This is a genomic window from Arcicella aurantiaca (assembly GCF_003148625.1).
GTDB classification, from domain to species: Bacteria; Bacteroidota; Bacteroidia; order Cytophagales; family Spirosomataceae; genus Arcicella; species Arcicella aurantiaca.
Window position 1 is genome coordinate 241870 of sequence record NZ_QGGO01000002.1, and the last position, 18605, is coordinate 260474.

At 36.0% G+C, this 18605-nt stretch carries 16 protein-coding genes and 1 pseudogene; 10 read left to right on the forward strand and 7 right to left on the reverse strand.

What is annotated here, in order from left to right; translation table 11 throughout:
* Positions 1–219: 219 nt before the first annotated feature.
* Together LV89_RS02710 and LV89_RS02715 are read left to right on the forward strand one after the other, a co-directional pair.
* On the forward strand, positions 220–768 hold the full coding sequence (locus tag LV89_RS02710) for an RNA polymerase sigma factor (RefSeq protein ID WP_109741318.1): 549 nt from the start codon (positions 220–222) through the stop codon (positions 766–768).
* Between the two features lie 64 nt (positions 769–832).
* Positions 833–2407, forward strand: a complete 1575-nt coding sequence (locus LV89_RS02715) for an outer membrane beta-barrel protein (protein ID WP_109741319.1) — start codon at positions 833–835, stop codon at positions 2405–2407.
* Here LV89_RS02715 and LV89_RS25905 read toward each other — a convergent pair.
* The 4 genes and pseudogenes from LV89_RS25905 to LV89_RS02730 all read right to left on the reverse strand — a co-directional run bounded on the left by LV89_RS25905 (position 2404) and on the right by LV89_RS02730 (position 6138).
* The gene (locus tag LV89_RS25905; protein ID WP_310588757.1) at positions 2404–2871 is read right to left on the reverse strand and encodes a 3-oxoacyl-[acyl-carrier-protein] synthase III C-terminal domain-containing protein; all 468 of its coding nucleotides are present in this window, start codon (positions 2869–2871) and stop codon (positions 2404–2406) included. The two genes, LV89_RS02715 and LV89_RS25905, sit on opposite strands and share 4 nt — an antisense overlap.
* A pseudogene (locus LV89_RS25910) lies at positions 2857–3489 on the reverse strand (type III polyketide synthase); the annotation flags it as partial. The gene LV89_RS25905 and the pseudogene LV89_RS25910, both read right to left, overlap by 15 nt.
* A gap of 209 nt (positions 3490–3698) precedes the next feature.
* Positions 3699–4472, reverse strand: coding sequence for an alpha/beta fold hydrolase (locus tag LV89_RS02725; protein WP_109741321.1), 774 nt, complete (start codon positions 4470–4472; stop codon positions 3699–3701).
* A gap of 64 nt (positions 4473–4536) precedes the next feature.
* Complete coding sequence (locus LV89_RS02730) at positions 4537–6138, reverse strand: MFS transporter (RefSeq protein ID WP_109741424.1); 1602 nt, start codon at positions 6136–6138, stop codon at positions 4537–4539.
* A 169-nt stretch (positions 6139–6307) separates the two neighbouring features.
* Here LV89_RS02730 and uxuA point away from each other — a divergent pair, with 169 nt between their 5' ends.
* Positions 6308–7498 (forward strand): mannonate dehydratase, encoded by a 1191-nt coding sequence (uxuA, locus tag LV89_RS02735; RefSeq protein WP_109741322.1) that lies wholly within the window; start codon positions 6308–6310, stop codon positions 7496–7498.
* A 163-nt stretch (positions 7499–7661) separates the two neighbouring features.
* Here the strand turns inward: uxuA and LV89_RS02740 are convergent, their stop codons facing one another.
* Genes LV89_RS02740 through uvrA form a run of 3 tightly spaced genes read right to left on the reverse strand, consistent with a single transcriptional unit; the run spans position 7662 to position 11257 of the window.
* On the reverse strand, positions 7662–7967 hold the full coding sequence (locus LV89_RS02740; RefSeq protein WP_229201463.1) for a helix-turn-helix domain-containing protein: 306 nt from the start codon (positions 7965–7967) through the stop codon (positions 7662–7664).
* A gap of 4 nt (positions 7968–7971) precedes the next feature.
* Complete coding sequence (locus LV89_RS02745; RefSeq protein WP_109741323.1) at positions 7972–8307, reverse strand: type II toxin-antitoxin system RelE/ParE family toxin; 336 nt, start codon at positions 8305–8307, stop codon at positions 7972–7974.
* Positions 8308–8353: 46 nt separating this feature from the next.
* Entirely contained in the window at positions 8354–11257 is a 2904-nt protein-coding gene (gene uvrA / locus LV89_RS02750) for an excinuclease ABC subunit UvrA (RefSeq protein ID WP_109741426.1), read from the reverse strand.
* Positions 11258–11502: 245 nt separating this feature from the next.
* Between uvrA and LV89_RS02755 the strand changes: the two genes are divergently transcribed.
* The 7 genes from LV89_RS02755 to LV89_RS02785 all read left to right on the forward strand — a co-directional run bounded on the left by LV89_RS02755 (position 11503) and on the right by LV89_RS02785 (position 18562).
* On the forward strand, positions 11503–12075 hold the full coding sequence (locus LV89_RS02755; RefSeq protein WP_109741324.1) for a hypothetical protein: 573 nt from the start codon (positions 11503–11505) through the stop codon (positions 12073–12075).
* A 5-nt stretch (positions 12076–12080) separates the two neighbouring features.
* The gene (locus LV89_RS02760) at positions 12081–12323 is read left to right on the forward strand and encodes a hypothetical protein (protein WP_109741325.1); all 243 of its coding nucleotides are present in this window, start codon (positions 12081–12083) and stop codon (positions 12321–12323) included.
* 60 nt (positions 12324–12383) lie between these two features.
* The gene (locus LV89_RS25915) at positions 12384–14381 is read left to right on the forward strand and encodes a CHU_0125 family OmpA-like outer membrane integrity protein (protein ID WP_109741326.1); all 1998 of its coding nucleotides are present in this window, start codon (positions 12384–12386) and stop codon (positions 14379–14381) included.
* Between the two features lie 389 nt (positions 14382–14770).
* Positions 14771–16183, forward strand: coding sequence for an anthranilate synthase component I family protein (locus LV89_RS02770; protein ID WP_109741327.1), 1413 nt, complete (start codon positions 14771–14773; stop codon positions 16181–16183).
* 209 nt (positions 16184–16392) lie between these two features.
* The gene (locus tag LV89_RS02775; protein WP_109741328.1) at positions 16393–16959 is read left to right on the forward strand and encodes an anthranilate synthase component II; all 567 of its coding nucleotides are present in this window, start codon (positions 16393–16395) and stop codon (positions 16957–16959) included.
* Positions 16960–16991: 32 nt separating this feature from the next.
* Positions 16992–17981, forward strand: a complete 990-nt coding sequence (gene trpD, locus LV89_RS02780) for an anthranilate phosphoribosyltransferase (protein WP_109741329.1) — start codon at positions 16992–16994, stop codon at positions 17979–17981.
* Positions 17978–18562: a Uma2 family endonuclease gene (locus tag LV89_RS02785; RefSeq protein ID WP_109741330.1), complete on the forward strand. Its 585-nt coding sequence runs from the start codon at positions 17978–17980 to the stop codon at positions 18560–18562. The genes trpD and LV89_RS02785 overlap by 4 nt, the downstream gene beginning before the upstream one ends.
* Positions 18563–18605: the final 43 nt, after the last annotated feature.

The window sequence follows — 18605 nt, forward strand, 5'->3', positions numbered from 1 at the left end:
AAAATCTCTGGATTTTGAGAATTAGCCAGCGGATTCAGTATTAGGCATAATCTAAAATATAATTCAGATGGATTTGGTTTTGGGAAATTCATCTTATAAAACATTATTTTTGTTTTTTTTAGAAACAACGCAACTCAATAAATTAAACGTTCGTACTTATAAAATACATTGATAGCTTTAACGTTTGAGAAATATTTTTTTCGCAGCAATGCCGTCAAAATGCCCATTACCATAGACCGAAGCCATACACTCAAAGACCTGCTTGACGGATGCCTAATTGGTAATCCTAAGTGTCAGGAATTGCTCTATAAGCAGTTCTATGGCTATGCTATGAGCGTTTGTTTGCGTTATACTCGTACTCACGACGAAGCTATTGAGATTGTAAATGATGGATTTATAAAGATTTTTAACAACGCTGATAAAGTCGATTTATCAAAATCTTTTAAAAATTGGCTTAGGAAAATCATGGTAAATACGGCGTTGGATTATTATCGCCACAATCACAAACATTATAATCACGAAGATATACAAGAAGGTGAATATCATTTGACTGACAATACCGATGCTTCATCTGATGTATCCTATGAAGAACTTTTGGGTCTAATACAAAAACTCTCGCCAGCCTACCGAACGGTTTTTAGTTTGTTTGTAATTGATGGATATTCACATGAAGAAATTGCAGAGATGTTAGAAATTTCAATTGGAACATCAAAATCCAATTTAGCGAGAGCCAGAATTAATTTAAGAGAAATGTTGAGCAAAATGTAAAAATATTTCTTCTGAAAATCGAATATAACAACTATTTAAAATTGTCAAAAGACAATTATCAAAAATGTCAGATAAGTGGTGGGATATGCCTGATGATGAACTGGATGACCTTTTCAGAGAAGCCTCTGATAAGGTAGAAATCCCGTTTGATTCGTCGGCATTCGACAAACTCAGACATAAAATTGACAATCAACCCGAAGTCGTCGCTCCCAAAAGTGTCAAGAAAAGGTGGTTGTTGCCGCTTGCCCTTCTACTTTTAGTTGGGGTGGGAATGGTATATTATTTCGTGAATAAAAAACCTGAAATAAGCACGCCTAACCATACGATTACAAGCAATTCTAACAATCAATCAAATAAATTATCGGCTGAATCTTCTGAAAAAAATAAAGTGGATAATAAAAATCTATCTTCAGCAACTACCGATAATAAAAGTATTGATGTAGCTAAAAATATTGAGTCCTCAAAAAATAGCAAGGCTTCAAACTTAAAAGAAGGTAATGATAGGAATACGCTGTCGCCTCAAACGAAAGTGAATAATAATGGTGATTTGTTAGCAAAGAATTTAGCAATAAAAGAAAGATTTACGACTCAAAATGATAAGCAGCAATCGTTAAAAATTATAGAAAATAAGAATACCGAAAAAATCATTCCTTCGTCAGCAACGGAATCTGTAAAAACAGTAAAAGAAGAAAATGCGTCAGCGAATAGTCTAATCAACAGTCCAGAGTTCTCTTCAAAATCAATCGAAAGCTCTTTTGAAACTGAAAAAGTAAAAAGTAATTTTAATAATCAATGGAAAGTTAAAAACAAGAAAGTATCATCTCATAAAAATCAGTTTCATAGATTAACTCTCTCAAATAAAAGTGAAAATATTGGTTTTGAAACCATTAGTATAATTCCTCAAAAAACTGAAAAAGAAGAAATTGTAAATAGAACAAATTTCTTTGGAATTGATAATTTAACAAGCAAGAAAACTAAATCTCTTTTAACGAATTTGGAAGTTGATTTACCACCTTTTGTTGATAGTCTGCCAAGACCAAAATCAAAACCAAAAATGTCTCGATTTGGTGTAAGATTAGCCTTATCACCTGATATTAATTCGATTGAGAAATTACAAACCTCAGCTTTAAGTAGTTCTTTGGGACTTTTATTTGAATATGGACTTAGTAAAAAATGGATTTTACAAACAGGGTTGACGTATTCAAACAAAAAATATGGAGGAGAATTTGACTATTATCATAGTTGGGCAGATACTTGGCAAAAGTATCATCCATCTAAACCCGTAGAAGTTGATGGCGGTTGTAAAGTTATTGACATTCCGCTGAATTTACGTTTTAATGCCTTCCAGAAACCCAGACAAACGTGGTTTGTAAGTGCTGGAATTTCATCGTATTTGATGCTCAACGAATCTTACACCTACAACTATGCGTGGGGAACGCCCAAAACTGTTAACTGGCAAGATAAAACCTCGTATTATTGGAGTACCTTAAATCTATCCATTGGTTTAGAAAAACAGCTTACCAAACATTTAACTATTCAAGCAGAACCTTATTTAAAAACGCCACTTGTTGGGGTCGGGCGTGGTTCTGTCAATTTGTACAGTAGCGGTATTTTATTTTCTACAAAATTCAATTTCTAATTCACTCTCAAAATCATAGATTCTAAAGTTAAACCCGGACCAAAAGCACCACTCAAAATGTTTTTACCTTTGTCGGCTTCTGTTGTATTTTTCAAGATTTCGTTCAAAACAAAAAGTACCGTACAAGACGACATATTTCCGTAATCTCGTAAAACTTGATACGCATATCTATTGTCTTCTTTGGTAATTTCCAAAGCTGTTTCAATGGCTTCTAAAATCGCCTTTCCTCCTGGGTGCATGGCATACAAATCAATTGCCGAATTAGCGATTCCTGAATTCATTAATAATCTATCAATGAGCGACTTAATCCCTAATTTTACTAATTTAGGAATATAAGAAGTCAGGGTCATTTCAAAACCAAAATCTGCTACTTTCCAAGCCATATCTTGCTTGCCTTCAAAATATAAATCACAGAAAAAAGAGTGTAATTCAAGACTTTTTTCTTGACCTTTACTTTCAACCAAAACAGCAGCGGCTCCGTCTGCAAAAAGAGCATTTGAAAGCAAGAAATCTTCTTCCATTTTCTTTTGGAAATGAAGCGTACACAACTCAACACAAACTACTAAAACCTTCGCATTGGGGTTCGCCTTGCAAATGGTATCAGCCATTTTTAAACCATTAAAAGCACCGTAACAACCCATAAAATTGATGGCGGTCCGCTGAATGGTTGTATCTAAATTCAAAGCAGAAATAATCTCAATATCTAATCCGGGAGCATACATTCCCGTGCAACTAACCGTTACAATATGGGTAATTCCTTTTGTATCAATATTGAGATTTTCAATTGCCTTCAAACATAGCGGTAAAGCAAATTTTTGGTAGGCAATCATCCGCTGAGAAATAGTTGGAAATGGCTCTAAATCTGGACTTTGGGGATAAAATTGATATGCTGAATAAGGTTTACCATAATCTGCTAAAACCGAATGCCGTTGAGCAATTTTTGTGGTTTTATACAAAGCTTTGAGTTTTCGTTGGTCATATTCGTCCATTTGCAAAGCAGAAGCCATAAATTCCGCAATTTGCATTTGAGGAAAACAATTTTCTGGAACAGCCGTACCGATAGACGTGATAAAACTCATTTTAGCTTTGGATTGGGTGGAGTGATTAGGAAATGTAGATGATAACTAAAAACCTAACAACATTTAATATACGAAGTAACAACGACTATTGTTTGAATACTGTCAGTTAAATGTCAAATATTGATATTTTTTTAGAGGTTTGTCAATGCTATAAAACATAAGAATCTGATAATAAACTCCTTACCAATGAACCATTTTCTAATTACCAATAACTAATTACCTTTCCCTAAATATCCTAAAGTTTTATCAACCAATCGTCCGTGAGTAGCTTCTAAAGTGACAAACTTAGAAGGTTTTATAAGTTTAGTTAATGGGAGAACTTTCTGAATGGGCATTACTTTATCGTATTTTCCCATAAAAACCTGCACATCTATTTGTTGTTGATTGATTAAATCTGCGATTTTTTTGATGTCAAATCTTAATTGATAAAAACCTACCCAAGCCTGATAAAGCTGCTTCTGCTTTTGGGGAGTATCCACCATCATTTTAGCAAATTTCAGCACACTTTTATGTACCAAACCTACTTTCACTAATATTTCTGCGGGTGCATAAAGTTTATGATTGTGTTTTAGCACTGAGTAAAAAATCTTGCGAGAAAAGCCAAAGCGAGTAGCTAAAGTATAAACGGGGTCTTCCGTAACACCGTCGGGAGCTAATAAGAAAAGTTGCTCAATTCTTTCATAAAAAGCCTCAACAGTCGCCAAAGCAAAGCGTCCACCCATACTGAATGCGATAATTGAAAAAGAATTAATTTGATTTTTTTGAAGGAAATCGGTCATGAAGTTTTTCCAAACCTCCTTCGTAATCATGCTATTTTCAGCACCTTCATTTTTACCATGAAAAGGCAAATCAAATAAATAGGTAGTATATTGATTTTCAAAGGTTTGGGCAAATTGCTGAAAACACGAAAAATCCTGCCCCATTCCATGAAAGGCGAGCAGGATTTTTGTACCATTTCCTATTTTTTGATAGTGTAAGTTCATCATGTAGCCCGATGTTTCACATCGGGCTGGTAATATTTTATTCCGATGTAAAACATCGGGCTACATTTTAATGTCCTGATTTTCCACCAGTAACTACTTCTTTATCAAAGTCAATTCCTTGTTTGCGAAGAACACCTTGTACGATAATTCCGAAAATAAATAAATACGCAAAACAAGCTGCTGCTAATAAATATGACGTTTGGATTCCGAATGAATCAGCAATTTTTCCTTGAACAACAGGAATAATTGAACCTCCCAAAATCATCATGATTAAAAATGCAGCACCTTGGTTGGTAAATTTACCTAAACCAGCCGTTCCCAATGAGAAAATACTTGGCCATAAAACCGAACAGAATAATCCACCAGAAATTAAAGAAAATAAAGCAACAGGTCCTTCTGTCATTACACCAATGATGGTCATAATTGCACCTAAAGCCGTGAAAAGCAACAACAAACGAACAGGTTTTTCATTACTTGCGAAGTAAGCGATAATCATCACCAAAATACAAACTGCATACGGTAATAAATCCGTTACATCACCACTATAAAGGGCATTTACAAATAATACAATGGCAAAAGCTACGAAAGGAACAACAAAAGTTAAAATCTTTTTCATTGAAGCAGAAGGATTAAAATTACTGATAGAAGCCGTCCAACGACCCACCATCATACTTCCCCAGAACAATGAAATATATTTTGAAATTTGAGAAGAATCTAAGTTTTGAGTATGCTTCAAATATTCTCCTAAGTTCGACCCAATCGTTACCTCCACACCTACATAAACAAAGATGGCAGTCATACCCAAAATCGCTTGTGGATATTGTAAAACAGAACCTGCATTTTGAATTTCACCCGATTTAGTTACAAGGGCATAAGCCAAGTAACCAATCATTAAAACAACCATTAAAATAAAGGTGAAAATGATAGCTGTTTCAATTGAAAAAGCAACGGCAACTCCTACGCAAATTACCAAAAATGCCATTGGTAAACCAATCACCACATTACTTACCTGCACATCTTCGTCATTCTTGATACGTGGTAAATTTGAACGCCAAAAGAATAAAGCCATCAAAGCAAATAATGCTCCCAAACACAAATAAGGTAATTTTACATCTTCAATTGAAGCATTGGCTGCGGCATCTTTAGAGATTGAACCAAAGATTGCATAAGAAACTAAAGCAGGTCCAATTGTTCCTCCTAAGTTATTAACTGCACCACCTAAATTGATACGTTGAGCACCCGTTTCTGGAGGTCCTAAAGCAATCATAAATGGCTGTGTTGCCGTTTGTTGTAATGAGAATCCAAGTCCAACAATAAACAAACCTGCAAGCAATAAAGGATAAGAAGCCGTTTGAGCCGCAGGATAAAACAATAATGTTCCAATTGCCGAAATCAAAAGACCAATGACAATTCCGTTTTTGTAACCAATTTTATTCAGAATATCCCCTCCCATAATACGTGAGAAAATTAAATAAAGCACAGAACCAATAAAATATGCCGCATAAAAAGCAAAGTCAACCAATTGAGCTTGGGTCTGACTTAAAGCAAATTTTTCTTTGAATAAAGGTATTAATATTCCATTTGATGCTGCCACAAAACTCCAAAAAAACCAAACGGTCATTAAGGTGTACAGGGCTGATTGATTACTTTTTGTTGATTGTTGTGTCATGAAATTTAAAGTTTTGGGATAATTGATTAGAATTGAATCCAAATCTACTATTTTTCAAAGTAAAATTTGTGCTTCTTTGCATCTATAATGAATATATTTTTAGGTTTTTGGGTAAAAACCAAAGAAAATTCTCTTTTATAATCATAAAACAAGTAATAAATTACATATTATGCCCTTAGAACAAACTTTTCGTTGGTTTGGGACGAAAGACCCAGTACCATTAGCTCATATTCGTCAGGCAGGAGCAACAGGAATTGTAACCGCCCTTCACCACCTTCCCAACGGTGTTATTTGGGGTATTGATGAGATACAAAATCGTAAAGCTGAAATCGAAGCAGCAGGTTTAAATTTTTCGGTTGTAGAAAGCGTACCTGTACACGAAGACATTAAAAAGCGTTCGGGGAATTATCGTCAGTATATTGAAAATTACAAACAATCACTTATCAATTTAGGAAAAGCGGGTATTGATACGGTTTGTTATAATTTCATGCCCGTTCTCGATTGGACTCGTACTGATTTGGACTATGCTTTACCAGACGGTTCAACAGCACTGCGTTTTGATGCTACCGAATTTGCGGCTTTTGAAGTTCATATCTTGAAAAGACCAAATGCTGAAGCTAATTATACAGAAGCACAATTAGCAAAAGCGGGCGAATGGTTTGCTAAAGCCTCACAAGCACAAAAAGATAAATTGATTCGTAATATTATTGCAGGATTACCGGGAAGTGAAGAAAGTTTTACGGTAGAAGAATTTGCTCAAGTTTTGAAAACTTATGATGAAGTTGGCGATAAAGAACTGAGAAATAACTTGTACGATTTCCTTCGTGAAATTACGCCTGTTGCCGAAGAAGCAGGTATCAATTTAGCCATTCACCCAGACGACCCTCCTTTCCCGATTTTAGGTCTTCCACGTGTAGTAAGTACAGAAGCTGATGCACAACAAATTTTACAAGCCTACGAAAGTGCAAATAACGGATTGTGTTTCTGTACAGGAAGCTACGGCGTGCGTCCAGATAATGATTTAGTAGGAATGGTTGAACGCATGGGAAGCCGAATCAACTTTGTGCATTTAAGAGCTACCAAAAGAGATATTGAAGGCAATTTCCACGAAGCCGACCACTTAGACGGCGATGTAGATATGTATGGCGTAATGAGAGCTTTGGTTTTGGAACAAAAAAGCAGAATTGAAGCAGGTAGAAAAGATTATCGTTTGCCATTCCGTCCTGACCACGGACACAGAATGTTGGACGACCTTAATCCAGAAAAACGTACAAATCCGGGTTATACAGCCATTGGTCGCTTACGTGGTTTAGCAGAATTAAGAGGTTTGGAATTGGGGATTTTGAGAGGTTTGGAATAAAACGCTGATGACGCTGATACTTCGTAACGCAGATTTAGAGGATTTTATCATTTCAGAGATTAGCCAACTTTTCAAAAAGTTGGCTAATCTTATTTACTCAATGTTGGGCAAACAGACTTACCTATAAATTATTTCTTTCCTCTATTTTAAGCTAAATGGGAAGTCACCCAAATGATAAATTCACTCTTTTTCCTAATCCTTGCTCAAAAATTCGATAAAGGGTAGATATTTGAATATCACATTGACCGTTTTCAATTCTTGAAATATAACTTTTTTTAGTCCCTATTTTTACTGCCAACTCCTCTTGTGTCATTTTAGCCTCTTTACGAGATTCTTTTAACATCTCGCTAATAACAAAATATTGAGCTTTTTCTTCAAATACATCTCTATCGTGTGTTCCAATTTGACCGTATTTAATATTTAAAAGTTCATCAAATGACTTCGCTTTTTTTAGTTTTTCGATTTCCATTTTCTTAAAGTTTTTGTTCAAAATACTCTTGCATTAATTTTTCAGCCAACTCTATTTCTTTTTTAGGAGTCTTCTGTGTTTTCTTTTGGAAAGCATTAAAAAGAACAACTATTTTACCTTCATCAAAACAACAAAAAATACGGTAAATATTACTCCCAACTTCTATTCTAACCTCATATAGCCCATCTGTACCTGTGAGATGTTTCAGAAATTTTTCTGGGACTCTTTCTATTGTCCGTATAATTGTAAAAACGTATTCTATCTTTTCTTGTACTTTCTGAGGTTGTTCAACATAGAAATCAATAAAATAATCTTCATGAAAAATAATAGTTCGTTCCAAAATAAAAAGTTATCTTTAAAGTTATCAAAAAATCAACAAATTACTACTACACTTTCCCTTTCAAAAAGTCAGCCGTATAATTTCCTTCGATTTTTACCATTGTTTCGGGTGTACCTTCAAAAGTGATATAACCACCTTTATCTCCGCCTTCTGGACCAATGTCAATAATATGGTCAGCCGATTTTATCACTTCCATATTATGTTCAATGATAATGACCGAATCGCCCTGTTCTACCAAAGCATTGATGGCTTTCAAGAGTTTTTTGATGTCGTGAAAATGTAATCCTGTGGTCGGTTCATCAAAAATGAATAAGGTTTTCCCTTTATTCGGATTTCCCTTTCCTAAGAAACTCGCCAATTTTACACGCTGTGCTTCTCCACCCGACAGGGAATTGGACGATTGCCCTAATTTCACATAACCCAAACCAACTTCTTGCAAGGGCAATAATTTTTCCACCAATTTCGGTTGGTCTTTTCTAAATAAATCAATGGCATCATCCACCGTCATATCCAAAATATCTGCGATGTCATTTTCATGATATTTTACGTCCAAAATTTCCTGTTTGAAACGCTTTCCTCCGCATGATTCGCATTTGAGTTTTACGTCTGCCATGAATTGCATTTCGATGGTTACAAAACCTTCTCCCTGACAAGTTTCACAACGTCCACCTTCTACATTAAACGAAAAATGAGCAGGTTTATATCCTCTTGATTTGGCAACAGGTTGTTCGGAATACAACAAACGAATTTGGTCATACGCCTTCACGTATGTAACTGGATTTGAGCGTGACGATTTCCCAATCGGATTTTGGTCAACCATTTCTACGGCTTCAATTTTACCGATACTGCCCGCCATTTCCGTAAATTTCCCTGATTCATCGGTATAAGTTCCTAAATGTCTTCCGATGGCAGGATACAAAATTTTACGTACCAAAGTCGATTTCCCTGAGCCACTCACGCCTGTAACAACCGTCAAAATGCCCAATGGAAATTTCACTGAAACGTCTTTTAAATTATTTTCATAAGCTCCTTTAATCTCTATAAAACTGGTTGATTTTCTACGGAATTTAGGCACTTCTATTTTATCCGTTCCATTCAAAAAGTTAATGGTGTGAGAATTATGAGGTGAACGGGATGCGTAACCTTGTGAATTGTGAATTGTGGCTTCTAACTCGGCATTTTCAAAACTTCCTTGAAAAACCAATTCTCCGCCATTTCGTCCTGCGTCTGGACCAATGTCTATAATTTGGTCAGCGGCACGCATTACTTCTTCTTCATGTTCAACTACCACAACGGTATTTCCCATGTCTCGCAAAGATTCCAAAACCGAAACCAAACGTAAAGTATCTCTTGGATGCAAGCCAATGCTCGGTTCGTCCAAAATATACATGGAACCCACCAAAGCACTACCCAAAGACGTAGCCAATTTTATCCGCTGGAATTCTCCTCCCGAAAGCGTTGAAGACAAACGATTGAGCGTTAAATATCCCAAGCCAACCTTGTTCATATATTCTAAACGAGTTTCTATTTCTTGCAAAATTCGCTTAGAAACACCGTATTGATAATCAGCCAATTCGAGCGTATTGAAAAATTCCATTACGTCTGAAATTGGCAATAAAACCAATTCAATGATTGATTTTCCGCCTATTTTCACATAACCTGCATCCTGACGCAAACGTGAGCCTTTACACTCAGGACAAGTTGTACGTCCACGATAACGAGAAAGCATTACTCGGTACTGAATTTTATGGGTTTCGGCTTCCAACATTTTAAAAAACGCATCTAAACCGATAAAATATTCATTGCCAGTCCATAAAACTGCTTTTTGAACATCTGTTAATTCTTTATAAGGACGATGAATTGGAAAATCAAACTTGGTAGCATTTTTAATAAGCGGAATCAAATATTCGCTCATTTTTTCAGTTCTCCACGGAGCAATTGCCCCTTCGTAAATCGAGAGACTTTTATCTGGGAAAACCAAGTCTGGGTCAAGCCCCAAAATACGTCCAAAACCTTCGCAACGCTTACAAGCTCCGTAAGGATTATTAAAGCTAAAAAGGTTTAAAGAGGGTTCTTCAAAAGGAATTCCGTCAGCTTCAAAGCGGTCGGAAAACGATTTTGTTTCTCCACCCAGAATTTCGACAAAACAAGTTCCATCTCCTTCAAAAAAAGCAGTTTGAACAGAATCTGAAAGACGGAATTGCGTTTCTTCATCGGGTTGCCCGTCTTCTTCTTTCTTAACTGCCACACGGTCAATCAAGATTTTATAATTATTGGTGAATAGATTTATCGGAGGCAGACTCTTTAATTCTTCTTTATTGTCTAAAAGTTCTTCCAAAAATTTCGTCTCTCCATCAATCACAATTCTGGTATATCCTTTTTGCAATAATACCTTCATTTCTTCGGCAAGTGTTCGTTCTTGTTTTAGAAATAAAGGGGACAAAATCATCACTCTTTGTGATTCTTCTAAGGTAAAAACATAATCAACCACACTCGAAACGGTATTTTTTGTCACTTCGTTTCCAGAAATTGGCGAATATGTTATTCCAATTCGGGCGAAAAGCAGTTTTAAATAATCATAAATTTCGGTAGTTGTTCCAACGGTTGAGCGGGGGTTTTTCGTCGAAACTTTTTGTTCAATAGCAATAGCAGGAGAAAGCCCTTTGATGTAATCGACATCGGGTTTTTCCATTCTTCCCAAAAACTGACGAGTATATGAACTCAAACTTTCCACGTACATTCGTTGTCCTTCAGCAAAAAGCGTATCAAATGCCAAAGACGACTTTCCCGAACCAGATAAACCCGTGATTACCACCAATTTATTGCGTGGAATGGCAACATCAATATTTTTTAGATTATTTACTCTCGCCCCTTTGATAAGGATAAAACGCTTTGGGTCAAGGTCTTCAATGGAAGTATTATCGTGATTCTTAATTTCAGTACTGTTCATGAATTTAGGGAGTGGTGATTTGGTTTTGGGGTTTAGAATTTTGCCCGATAAATCACTGATAAATGAATTTAACAAAGATAATAAATTCTGAGATTGTTTTGTCAGAAGAATAAGGGCTTGCCACAATGAAATGTTCTTACTTAAAAGAGACACTTTTTCAGAAAAGAATGTTTCGTATCTTGCAAGAAATTATAAAAAAATTCGTTTAATCATAAATGTTTAAACGACTAATTATAACCAAAATCATGAAAAAATTACTTTTCTTTTTACTTATATCAATTATTTCATACACAAGCACTTACGCACAAGACCCAATCGTTATTAAACAAGATAGTTCTGTTAGAGACTTAGACGTAGAGCAAGATGTACGTGAATTGCCATTCCGTCAGCGTATCAGAATCGGGGGAGGTATCGGAGGGTTGCAATTCGGAAATCCAACAGTTATTAGTGTTTCTCCGATGGTTGGTTATCAGGTAACAAACGATTTTACGGCAGGTTTAGCCGTTGATTATCAATACACAAAATACACAGGCTATACGGCATTAAATCTATATGGTCCACGTCTTTTTGGTCAATACCGTTTGCAGTTTTTGGAAAGTATTCTTTCAAGAGCTTTTGCACAAGCTGAAATTCAAAAATATTACGCATCATCAGGCGGGCAATCTTTAGACTATAATATGCAAACTTTGGCAGGACTTGGTTTGGGTTATGGCGGTTTTCAGATAACGGCTTTGTATAATTTTTCTTATTCTGCCAACGGACTTAATTCTCCGTACAGTAGCCCTGTTGTTATCCGAGTTGGCGGATTCTTTTTCTAAGAATTATGTCTGAAAAGTCAAATCCGTTTGATAATCTTCGTCCAATATTACTTTCGGTAATCATTGGTATTCTCCAATTATTCATTTGGATAGAGATTTTAGTTATTCTCGTGATGATGTATGCTTGGCAAAAAGATTCGGTTTCATTTACCCAAAATAGTACAGATAAAGGGCTAATTGTCTTGGTTATTGTTTTGATTTTGACGTATTTAGTAAAACGAAATATTCATAAATTGTTGAAAAATTAGAGGAAGCCTTCGCTTTGAGCGAAGGCTTCCTTAAAATTCGGAAAATAACACAAAACTTTCATGCAAAAACTGCGTACTTCTATATCAATTTTATCCGCAATTATTTTATTAAATAGTTGTAATTCCGCCTTGCAATCCTTCAAAAAAGGACAAAAGAAATTTGATAATGGCGAATACGAATTGGCTATCAAAGAGCTACAAAAAGCATCTGGGGCAGGCTATGAATTAGGGAAAACCAATTACTTAATTGCAGAATCTTATCGTTTATCAAACCGTCCTTTACAAGCGGGTGATTATTACGAAAAAGCATTGGCAAGCAATAGTCGTGAAAATGATTTACGTTATCATTTAGCCATGACTCAAAAAATGCAAGGCAAATACAAAGAAGCAGGCGAAAATTTAGAAAAATATCTTTCGGGAATACCGAGTAAAGAACTAAAAAATAAGGCTCAAACCGAAATAGATTTACTTCCAGAAGTTGAAGAATTAGCCAATAAAAAAACCTACATTGAAGTAAAACCGTTGAGTTTGAACTCGACAGGAACAGAATTTGCTCCCATTCCACAAGGAAATGAGTTGATTTTTACGGCTTCACGCAAGGATATTATCTACAAAAACAACGGTTTGCCATATTTGGGTTTATATCGTGCAACGCTGAATTCTCCAACAGAAATTGGCACTCCTTCCCTTTTCAGTTCAACCATTTTTAAAGACAACGCTAACGAAGGAACACCAACGTTTTCAAAAGATGGAAAGATGATGGTTTTTGCTCGTGGAAATACAGGAAAACGCTCTGACGCTTCACCTGATGTTGATTTGTATATTTCTAAAAATATTGATGGCGTTTGGTCTGAACCAGAAATGGTTTCAGTTTCTGATTCTTTGGCTTGGGACGGTTGCCCATCTTTTTCAGCCGACAATAAAACTTTGTATTTTGGCTCAAATCGTGCAGGTGGAAAAGGAGGAATTGATATTTACCGAGCCAATATTGACAATGCAGGAAGATTTGGACGTGCCATCAATATGGGTTCTGATATTAATACCGCTGGCGATGAAATGTTCCCGTATGTTTCTAAAGATGGAAAATTGTACTTTTCTTCTGACGGACACGCTGGAATTGGTGGCTTAGATTTGTATTCAGCCACTCGTATAAATGGTGAAATTAAAGTAGAACATTTGGGTATTCCGCTTAATTCCCGCTTTGATGATTTTGGTTTAGTAGCTATTGATTCGACAAAAGGATATTTTGCCTCAAATCGTGATTCTGGCAAAGGAGACGACGATATTTATTATTATGAGAATACTCAACCGGGTAAAAAATACGAAAATGTACCGCCAGTAGTAGCCAAAAAAGACGAGCCAAAAAAGAAAACTATTCGTTATTTCTTAGCAGGTAATGTTACAGATATAAACAATCAAGCTCTTGATTCTGTGAAAGTTGCCATTTTGGATAATTCCACGAATCAAGCGATTGATGAAGTCTATACAAAAGGCGAAGGAACATTTGGAAAAGTAAAAATGGAAGAAGAAAAAACATACACCATTGTTACTGAAAAGAAAGGGTATTTTACCAAACGTGAGCCTTTTACGATGGTCGGAAAATCTATTTCTTTGGATAAATTGACCAAAGCAGAAACAGACACTATTTTCTATGCAAGTATTAAAATGGAGAAACCAGAAGTCGGTAAAGACATTACCAAAACCTTCAATATTGCTCCTATTTATTACAACTTAGATAAATCAGAAATTAGAAATGACGCTGCCAACGAATTGGATAGAATCGTTCAAGTTTTGGTAGATAATCCAACTATTAAATTAGAATTGGGTTCACATACAGACTCACGTGCAACCGCAGAATATAATCAAAAATTATCACAAAGACGTGCAGATTCTGCCGTAGCTTATATTATTTCTAAGGGAATTTCATCAGCACGTATCGTAGCAAAAGGCTACGGAGAAAGTCAATTAGTAAATAAATGTGCCGATGGCGTTCCGTGTTCAGAAGAAGAACACCAAGCCAACCGTCGTACAGAATTTAAAGTGTTGGAAGTAAAGTAGTTCAGATTTCTAATCTGACATATTTCCTAAGAAGAAATTTTAACAAAATTTTTGATTTTAAATTTTAAACGCTAAGTTTGCAACATCAAAACGACAAAATGACAACAAATTTCAAAAATACAGCATGGTGGTGGCAATTGACAAACGTCGGTTGAACAGTCCCATTATGTATTTTCGATAAAGATATATTTATCACGAAAAGGCTTACTGTTCAACCAGTAAGCCTTTTTTTGTTTTCCAATGGGTGAATTAGAACGTGGGCAAAGCTAACTTCTCGAAAGTTTTAGAACTTTCGAGAAGTTCCTCCCTCAATCTGACATATTAGCGTCAATGCTAATTTCATACACTCATTTTATCAATCATTGAAATTATTCGCTAATTGAAAAAACATGAATTTTAAAGTTACAACAACCTCGAAAAAACGTCTTGCAGATACGGTTACGCCCGTAGGGATATTTCTTAAACTCAGAAATCAGTTTAAGAACACCGTCATGTTGGAAAGTGCTGATTATCACGGAAAAGAACATGGATATTCGCATATTGCCTGCGACCCTGTGGCGAGTATTATCATCAACAATGACATTGTTACGCAGACTTTCCCAGACGGCACAACGGAATCATTCAAATTAGCAAAACGCAAAGATGCAGTTCAAGCATTAATGAATTTTGCCAAGAGATTTGAATGGACTCGTCAAGCAGATGATGCCCCAATGGCAAACGGAATGTTCGGACATATCAGTTATGATGCCGTTGAATATTTTGAGGATATTGAAATTCAAGATAAAAATGAGAATACAGAAATTCCGTCTATCATTTATCATGTTTATCGTTATGTAATTGCCATCAATCATTTTAAAGATGAAATGTCAATTTATGAACACCAATTTGGCGATGAAAAATCAACGGAAAAGCCCTTTGAGAAACTTGATTTCTTAATGAATTTACCGCATTATTCAACCAAGCCATTCAAACTTACCAGCGAAGAAACCACCAATTATACTGATGATGAAATGCGAGTTATCATCAACGAATGTATTAAGCATTGTTTAAGAGGTGACGTTTTCCAAATTGTACCTTCACGTCGTTTCAGCCGTACTTTTGAAGGAGATGATTTCCAGATTTATCGTGCTTTGCGTTCAGTAAATCCGTCGCCTTATATGTTTTATTATGATTATGAAAACTACCATATTTTTGGAGCTTCGCCCGAAAAACAAATTGCGATAAAAGGAAATATGGCAGAAATTCACCCCATTGCAGGGACATTCAGACGTACAGGAGATGATGAAAAAGATGCAGAATTAGCCCGTGAATTATTAGCTGACCCCAAAGAATCTGCCGAACACGTGATGTTAGTAGATTTAGCGAGAAATGATTTATCAAGAAGTTCTGACGTGGTAAAAGTGGAAACTTTCAAAGAAGTTCAATTCTATTCGCACGTAATTCACTTGGTTTCAAAAGTAACTGGACAAATGACAGCAGGTACAAACCCATTACAATTAGTGGCAGATACTTTTCCTGCGGGAACGCTTTCAGGTTCACCAAAACACAATGCCATGAGTATCATTAATCGCTTAGAAAATGTCAATCGACACATTTACGGCGGAGCAATTGGCTACATGGATTTTGATGGTAATTTTAACCACGCTATTGCTATCCGTACTTTTATGAGTAAAAATAACACGCTTTTCTATCAAGCAGGGATGGGCGTTGTAGCAAAATCTGTGGTAGAAACAGAAATGAATGAGATTAAATTGAAATTGGGAGCTTTGAGAAAAGCGTTGGAATTGGCAGAAGGGATTTAGTTTTTAGCCACAAAGGCACAAAGACGCTAAGATTAAATTTAGGGTTGCCACTAAGGCACGAAGACGCTAATTATATTAACAATATTCGTGGCTTTTAGTCTTCGTGGCTAAAACAAATTCTTAAAGACTCTGAGCCTTCGTAGCTAAAATAAAATCTTAGAGGCTTTGTGCCTTCGTGGCTAAAATCACAGTAAAATAAAGATACAAAAATGAAAATATTAGTCTTAGATAATTACGATTCATTTGTTTATAATTTGGTGTATATCCTCAAAGAATTAGGCAATGATGTGGACGTTTTTCGTAATGATAAAATAGCATTAGAAGAGGTCAGAAAATACGATAAAATTCTTCTTTCTCCAGGGCCAGGAATTCCCGAAGAAGCAGGAATTTTATTAGATGTTATCCGTGAATATGCTCCGACCATTCCAATGTTAGGCGTATGTTTGGGACATCAAGCCATTGGTGAAGCTTTTGGAGCAAAATTGCACAACATGGGCGACGTACTTCACGGGGTAACGACCAAATGTATCATCACTGACCCATCGGAAGTCCTTTTTCAAGGCATTCCAAAAGAATTTGACGTTTGTCGCTACCATTCGTGGACGGTCGTTGCCGATACAATGCCCGAAGATTTAAAAATTACCGCTATTGACGAAAATAATTTTGTGATGGCAGAAGCTCACACTCGTTATGATGTGCGTGGGGTACAATTTCACCCAGAAGCGTATTTGACGCAATATGGCGTGAAAATGGTGGAGAATTGGGTGAAAATGTAAATTGATTCTCCTGAATCGAAACAGACAAAAACATGAAACAATACTTACAAAAACGAATCTCAGGTGAAATCCTCAGCAAAGCCGAAGCTAAAGAAGCTCTTTCAATCATTGGAAAGGGAGAAGCAAATGTTAGCCAAATTGCTGCTTTTTTAACCACTTACATGATAAAATCTATCACGGCAGACGAATTAGAAGGCTTCCGTGACGCCATGTTAGACTTAGCTATAACCGTTGACCTTTCTGAATTTTCGCCGATGGACGTTTGCGGAACGGGTGGCGATGGTAAAGACACTTTTAATATTTCAACGACTTCCTCTTTCATCGTTGCGGGTGCGGGGCAGTACGTAGCAAAACACGGCAATCATGGGGTTTCGTCGTCCGTTGGTTCTTCAACGGTTTTGGAATATTTAGGCGTAAAATTCACCAATGATGAAAGTTATCTAAAAGCCAAAATTGAAGACGCTGGCATTTGTTTTTTACACGCACCATTGTTTCACCCAGCTATGCGTTTTGTGGGTCCAATTCGTAAGGAGTTAGGCATGAAAACGTTTTTCAATATGCTCGGACCAATTCTAAATCCTGCACAAGTAAAAAAACAAGTCACGGGCGTTTACAACCAAGAGATTTTGGGCATTTACGGACAATTATTTCAAAAAGCAGAAGGTAATTTTGGCGTTTTATTCGGGTTAGATGGTTACGACGAAATTTCATTAACTTCTGACTTTGAGTTAATTACAAAAAGAGGAAAAGAAACGTTTTCGCCAGAACAATTAGGTTTCACAAAATGTAAACAAGAAGATTTACACGGAGGAAATAACGTAGAAGAATCGGCAAAAATCTTAGTTTCTATTCTTGAAAATAAAGGAACGAAAGCTCAAACAGAAGTCGTTTTAGCCAATGCAGCCACCGCTTTATATTGTGCTGATGAGAATTTGAGCCTTTCAGACGCAGTTTTGAAAGCAAAAGAATCTTTAGAAAGTGGAAAAGCCTTAACTTCGTTTAAAAAATTTGTAATGCCATGACATTTGCAGAATTAGACCTTAACGGCACTTATACGTATGCCGATTATTTGAAATGGACTTTTGAAGAACGCCTTGAAATTATTAAAGGCAAAATCTTCCCAATGTCCGCCCCTGCGAGGATTCACCAACGAATTTCTTGGAAATTTACTGAAGCTATTGTAAAGTTTTTGGAAGGGAAAAAATGTGAAGCATATACTGCTCCTTTTGACGTAAGACTAACTCCACTAAAAAGAGATAACTCCTCCAACAAAGTTCATACTGTTGTTCAACCTGACTTGTGTGTAATTTGTGATTTAGATAAATTAGACGATAAAGGCTGTGTGGGTGCTCCTGACCTAATTATTGAAATTCTTTCTCCAGGTAACTCCCGCAAAGAAATGAGAGAAAAGTATGAAGTTTATGAGGAAAATGGCGTAAAAGAATATTGGTTAGTTGAGCCACAAGATAAATGCGTTTTTGTCTATGTATTGAATGAAGCGGGCAAATACATTGGTTTACAACCTGTTACAGATGAAGACATTTTAACTTCTACTACATTCCCCGATTTACAAATAGATTTATCCAGAGTTTTTGATAATTAATTCTTAGTGGCTGGGATTTAGGGGTTAGGATTTTTTAAAGATT

Bases quoted from the DNA above. Each gene is read 5' to 3' on its own strand.
- LV89_RS02770 (WP_109741327.1), top strand. From the start codon at position 14,771: ATGAATTTTAAAGTTACAACAACCTCGAAAAAACGTCTTGCAGATACG.
- LV89_RS02785 (WP_109741330.1), top strand. From the start codon at position 17,978: ATGACATTTGCAGAATTAGACCTTAACGGCACTTATACGTATGCCGAT.
- trpD (WP_109741329.1), top strand. From the start codon at position 16,992: ATGAAACAATACTTACAAAAACGAATCTCAGGTGAAATCCTCAGCAAA.
- LV89_RS02755 (WP_109741324.1), top strand. From the start codon at position 11,503: ATGAAAAAATTACTTTTCTTTTTACTTATATCAATTATTTCATACACA.
- LV89_RS02730 (WP_109741424.1), bottom strand. From the start codon at position 6,138: ATGACACAACAATCAACAAAAAGTAATCAATCAGCCCTGTACACCTTA.
- LV89_RS02710 (WP_109741318.1), top strand. From the start codon at position 220: ATGCCCATTACCATAGACCGAAGCCATACACTCAAAGACCTGCTTGAC.
- uxuA (WP_109741322.1), top strand. From the start codon at position 6,308: ATGCCCTTAGAACAAACTTTTCGTTGGTTTGGGACGAAAGACCCAGTA.
- LV89_RS02760 (WP_109741325.1), top strand. From the start codon at position 12,081: ATGTCTGAAAAGTCAAATCCGTTTGATAATCTTCGTCCAATATTACTT.
- LV89_RS02715 (WP_109741319.1), top strand. From the start codon at position 833: ATGTCAGATAAGTGGTGGGATATGCCTGATGATGAACTGGATGACCTT.
- LV89_RS02775 (WP_109741328.1), top strand. From the start codon at position 16,393: ATGAAAATATTAGTCTTAGATAATTACGATTCATTTGTTTATAATTTG.
- LV89_RS02740 (WP_229201463.1), bottom strand. From the start codon at position 7,967: ATGGAAATCGAAAAACTAAAAAAAGCGAAGTCATTTGATGAACTTTTA.
- LV89_RS25915 (WP_109741326.1), top strand. From the start codon at position 12,384: ATGCAAAAACTGCGTACTTCTATATCAATTTTATCCGCAATTATTTTA.
- uvrA (WP_109741426.1), bottom strand. From the start codon at position 11,257: ATGAACAGTACTGAAATTAAGAATCACGATAATACTTCCATTGAAGAC.
- LV89_RS02725 (WP_109741321.1), bottom strand. From the start codon at position 4,472: ATGATGAACTTACACTATCAAAAAATAGGAAATGGTACAAAAATCCTG.